The following is a 5,060-nucleotide window of genomic DNA, read 5'->3' on the forward strand; positions in this document are numbered from 1 at the left end:
GACTGCTCCGCCAACCCCCGCGCCATCCCCACCCACTGCGCCCCCTGACCCGGAAACACAAACACCACACCCGAACCCACCGAACCACCAGAACCACCCACCAAACCCTCGGCTACGGCAGAGAGCTGCTCCAAGAGCGCTTCGCGGCTCTCCCCCACCACCACCGCACGATGATCAAACACCGCACGGGACCGCACCAACGACGCACCCACCTCCACCACACCCAACCCCGGCACAGCCCCCACATACTCCGCCAACCGCGCAGCCTGCGCACGCAACGCCGCACCCGAACGCCCCGACACCACCCACGGCACCACACCATCAGAACGAACCGGCTCCACCGGCTCCAGCTCAGGTGCCTGTTCCAGCACCACATGCGCATTGGTCCCGCTGATACCGAACGAGGACACACCTGCCCGCCGCGGCCGCTCCACCTCCGGCCACGCACGACGCTCCGCCAGTACCTCTACCGCGCCGGTGGACCAGTCCACCTGCCGCGACGGCACATCCACATGCAACGTCTTCGGCAACACACCATGCCGCAACGCCATCACCATCTTGATGACACCACCCACACCAGCGGCAGCCTGGGCGTGGCCGATGTTGGACTTCAACGACCCCAGCCACAGCGGGCGGTCCTCAGGGCGGCCCTGACCGTAGGTCGCCAGCAGTGCCTGCGCCTCGATCGGGTCACCCAGTGTCGTACCGGTACCGTGTGCCTCCACCACGTCCACATCTGCGGTGGTCAGCTGCGCATCGGCCAGGGCAGCCTTGATCACCCGCTCCTGCGCGGGGCCGTTCGGGGCCGTGAGGCCGCTGCTCGCACCGTCCTGGTTGACGGCGGTGCCGCGGACCACGGCCAGCACTCGATGGCCGAGGCGTTCGGCGTCCGACAGCCGCTCCAGGAGCAGGATTCCGGCGCCTTCGGAGAAGCCGGCGCCATCGGCCGCATCGCTGAACGACTTGCAGCGGCCGTCCGCCGCCAGGCCGCGCTGACGGCTCAGCTCGATGAAGATGTCCGCGGTGGGCAGTACGGTCACACCGCCGGCCAGCGCCATGGTGCACTCGCCGCGGCGCAGCGACTGCACGGCGAGGTGCAGGGTGACCAGTGACGACGAGCAGGCGGTGTCCACGCTGACCGCGGGCCCTTCCAGCCCGAGGACGTAGGAGACCCGGCCGGAGGCCACGCTGTAGGTGTTGCCGTTGCCGATGTAGCCCTCGATCTCGTCCGGGACCGAGTCCAGCCGGGACGCGTAGTCCTGGTACATCAGGCCGGCGAACACCCCGGTCGCGGTGCCGCGCAGAGCGGCCGGGTCGATTCCGGCGTGCTCGCACGCCTCCCACGCGGTCTCCAGCAGGATTCGCTGCTGCGGGTCCATGGCCAGCGCCTCGCGCGGCGAGATGCCGAAGAACCCGGCGTCGAAGCCGGCCGCGTCCTGGAGGAATCCGCCGCCGCGTGCGTAGTACTTGCCCGCGGCCTCGGGGTCCGGGTCGTAGAGCTCGGCGGGGTCCCAACCGCGGTCGGTGGGGAAGTCGCCGATGGCGTCGGTCTCGCCGAGGACCAGCTCCCACAGTTCCTGGGGGGAACCGACGCCGCCGGGGTAGCGGCAGGCCATACCGACGATGGCGATCGGCTCCTCCGCGCGGGATTCCACCTCGTGCAGTCGCCGACGGGTCCGGGTCAGGTCGGCCGTAACCCGCTTCAGGTAGTCGCGAAGCTTCTGCTCGTTCTCCATGGTGCGTGTACCTCGTCGTCGTCGGCAGGCAGGCAGCGGGCCGCAGATCGGGGCGACCGCAGGCCGGGGGCCCGTAGGCAGGAAGGCCCGCGGGTCAGGTGACCTCGGGCCGTGGTGGTCCGCAGGTCAGGGGTGGTCGGCTACAGCTTGGTAGGGGCGCCGGATCTTGCACACCCCTAGCTGCCCCATGACCATCCCCTGACCGCGGGCCGGGACTACCGGTGATTGCCGTGCTCAGGAAAGGCCGAGCTCGTTGTCGATGAAGGCGAACACCTCGTCGTCGGACGCGTCGTCCAGCGTCGCTTCGCCCGACCCCGCGTCGCCGGCGTCGTGGGCGGACTCGCCCCGTACGGAGGCGGCGAGGGCCAGCAGCCGGTCGGCGAGCGCCGCCTGCTGCTCCGCGTCGAGCGCGGCGGACGCCAGTACTGCTTCCAGCCGCTGCACCTCGTCGGTCACCGCCGGGGCTCCGGCGGCGCCGATCGGCAGCCGGTCGGCGAGGTGGCCCGCCACCGCGACCACCGACGGATAGTCGAAGATCGTGGTGGCGGGCAGGGTCAGGCCGGTGATCCGGTTCAGCCGGTTACGCAGTTCGAGCGCGATCAGCGAGTCGAAGCCGAGGTCCAGGAACCCGCGCTCGACGGCGACCGCGTGGCCGCCGGCCAGCGCCAGCACGGCGGCGACCTGCTCGCGTACCAGCTCGACCAGTGCCTTGCGGCGCGCCGCGGCGTCGAGCGGGGCCAGTCGCTGCACCAGCGCGTCCGCCTCCGCTGCCGAGCCCGCGGCCTGTGCCGCCGACCGGCGCAGCGGCACCCTGACGAGGTCCCGCAGCACCGCGGGGTCACCGTGTTCGGCCAGCCGCGCCCGGAGCCGGGCGAGGTCGAACCGCACCGGCACCAGGGCGGCGTCGTCCCGGGCGAGCGCGGCGTCGAACAGGGCGAGGCCGGCCTCGGAAGGCATGGCGGCGATGCCGGAACGGCCCATCCTGGCGACGTCCGTCTCCCCCAGCTGCCCGGTCAGGTCGCTGCGTTCGGCCCAGAAGCCCCAGGCCAGCGAGGTGGCCGGCAGGCCCTCGGCGCGGCGCAGCGTCGCCAGTGCGTCGAGGAAGACGTTGGCGGCGGCGTAGTTCCCCTGGCCGGGTCCGCTGAGGGCGCCGGCCGCCGAGGAGAACAGGACGAACGCCGACAGGTCCAGGTGCCTGGTGAGGTCGTGCAGGACGAGCGCGGCATCCACCTTGGGGCGGAAGACGGTGTCCAGCCGCTTGGGGTCGAGGGAGCCGATGACACCGTCGTCGAGGACACCGGCGGTGTGGATGACGGCGGTCAGCGGGTGGGCGGTGGGCACCGCCGCCAGCAGGGCACGGACGGCGTCCGCGTCGGCGGTGTCGCAGGCGCTGATCGTCACCTCGGCACCCAGCTCCGTCAGTTCCTCCCGCAGCTCGGCCGCGCCGTCGGCGCCGGGGCCGCGGCGGCTGGTCAGCAGCAGGTGCCGTACGCCGTGTCGGGTCACCAGGTGCCGGGCGACCAGCGCGCCCAGTGTCCCGGTTCCACCGGTGACCAGGACGGTGCCTTCCGGGGCGAAGCCCGGCTCAGCCGGTGCGGCCGGTTCTGCCGGTACGGCCGGTCCGGCCGCCGTGTGCAGCCTGCGGACGAGCACCTGCCCTTCCCGTACGGCCAGTTCGGGTTCGCCGAGCCGGGCCAGGCCGGGGAGCAGTTGCCTGGAGCGGTCCTCCCGGTCGAGGTCCACGAGGACGAAGCGTCCCGGGTTCTCGGCTTCCGCGGATCGGACGAGGCCCCACACGGGTGCGTGGACGAGATCGGTCACCGGCCCTTCGGCCGCGACCGCACCCGAGGTCACCACGACCAGCCGGGACGCCGCGAGCCGCTCCTCGGCGAGCCAGTTCTGCAACAGGGCGAGCGCCTGCGCCGACGCCGCCCGTACAGCCTGGGCCGCCGGCAGTTCTGCGGGCCCGCCTTCGGGAGCTCCGTCGGCGGCGAGCAACGCGAAGACGGTCTCCGGTACGGCCGTCCCGGAGTCGAGCGCCGACAGCAAGGCGTCCAGGTCCGGGTACGAACCGGCAGTGGTGGCCGTGGATAGGTGATGGAACAGCGAACCGTCCGTCCCGATGACGGCCCAGGAGCCCGCCGGGGCCCGGTCCGCCGGGCTTGCCGGATCGGCCGACGGCAGCCAGTCGATCCGGTACAGCGGATCGCTGGGCGCCCCCATCGGTACGGCGTCGTCCGGCAGCACCCGCTGGACGAGTTCCGACACCGAGACCACGGGGGCACCGGTACCGTCGGCGGCAACCAACGTCAGCCGGTCCCCGTCCTCACGGGTGATCCGCACCCGCAGCACCCGGGCGCCGGTGGCGTGCACGGTGACGCCCTTCCACGCGAACGGCACCCGCACCTCACCCGTGCCATCCTCACTCATGCCGTCCCCACTCGCGCCGTCCTCGAAGCCCAGGACGTGCAGGGCGGCGTCGAACAGCGCCGGGTGAAGGATGAATCCGGCGGCACTCACCTCATACGGCAGCGCCACCTCCGCGTAAAGCTCGGCGTCGTGCTGCCAGGCCGCGCGCAGGCCCTGGAAGGCCGCGCCGTACTCGTACCCCTCGTCCGCCAGCCGCCCGTACAGGTCCTCGGCATCCAGCGCTACGGCACCCTGCGGCGGCCAGGTACCGAGGTCCGCCAGGGGCTCGGTGGCGCCGGCGCCGAGAAGGCCCGTGGCGTGCAGCGTCCAGGGCCGGTCCGGCAGATCGTCCGGCCGGGAGTGGACGGTGACCGGCCGACGACCGGACTCGTCCGCGGCACCGACCGTGACCTGGAGATGGACACGCTCCGACGCCTCCAGCACGAGCGGGGTGGTGAGCGTGAGCTCTTCGATTCCGGCACACCCGGCCTCGTCCGCGGCCCGCACGACCAACTCCACGAACGCGGTACCCGGGAGGAAGACGGAGCCGCGTACGGCGTGATCGGTCAACCAGGGGTGGGACCGCGACGAGAGCCGCCCCGTGTAGACCAGCCCGTCGGAATCCGCCAGCGGCACGACCGCGCCGAGCAGCGCATGATCCGTCACACCGAGCCCCGCGGAGCCGACGTCTGTCGATGTCGCGGTGTTCTCCAGCCAGTAGTGCTCGTGCTGGAAGGCGTACGTCGGCAGGTCCACCGGGGCCATGTCCGCAGGGAACAGGCCCGACCAGTCCACGTCCGCACCCTGCGCGAATGCCTCCCCCGCCGACGCCAAGAACCGGTCCCAGCCACCATCGTCGCGCCGCAGCGTCCCCACCGCCGGCACATCCTGCACCGCCACCGTCAACACCGGATG

The 5,060-nt window shown here is 72.2% G+C and carries 2 protein-coding genes; both read right to left on the reverse strand.

What is annotated here, in order from left to right; translation table 11 throughout:
- Positions 1-1,736: type I polyketide synthase (locus ACH4OW_RS39020; RefSeq protein WP_398033672.1), on the reverse strand; the 1,736-nt coding region annotated here is incomplete at its 3' end.
- A gap of 234 nt (positions 1,737-1,970) precedes the next feature.
- Positions 1,971-5,060 (reverse strand): type I polyketide synthase (locus ACH4OW_RS39025; protein WP_398033674.1); only part of this gene is annotated, 3,090 nt, incomplete at its 5' end.

The sequence above is a fragment of the Streptomyces sp. NPDC017056 genome, from assembly GCF_044332485.1.
GTDB lineage: Bacteria > Actinomycetota > Actinomycetes > Streptomycetales > Streptomycetaceae > Streptomyces.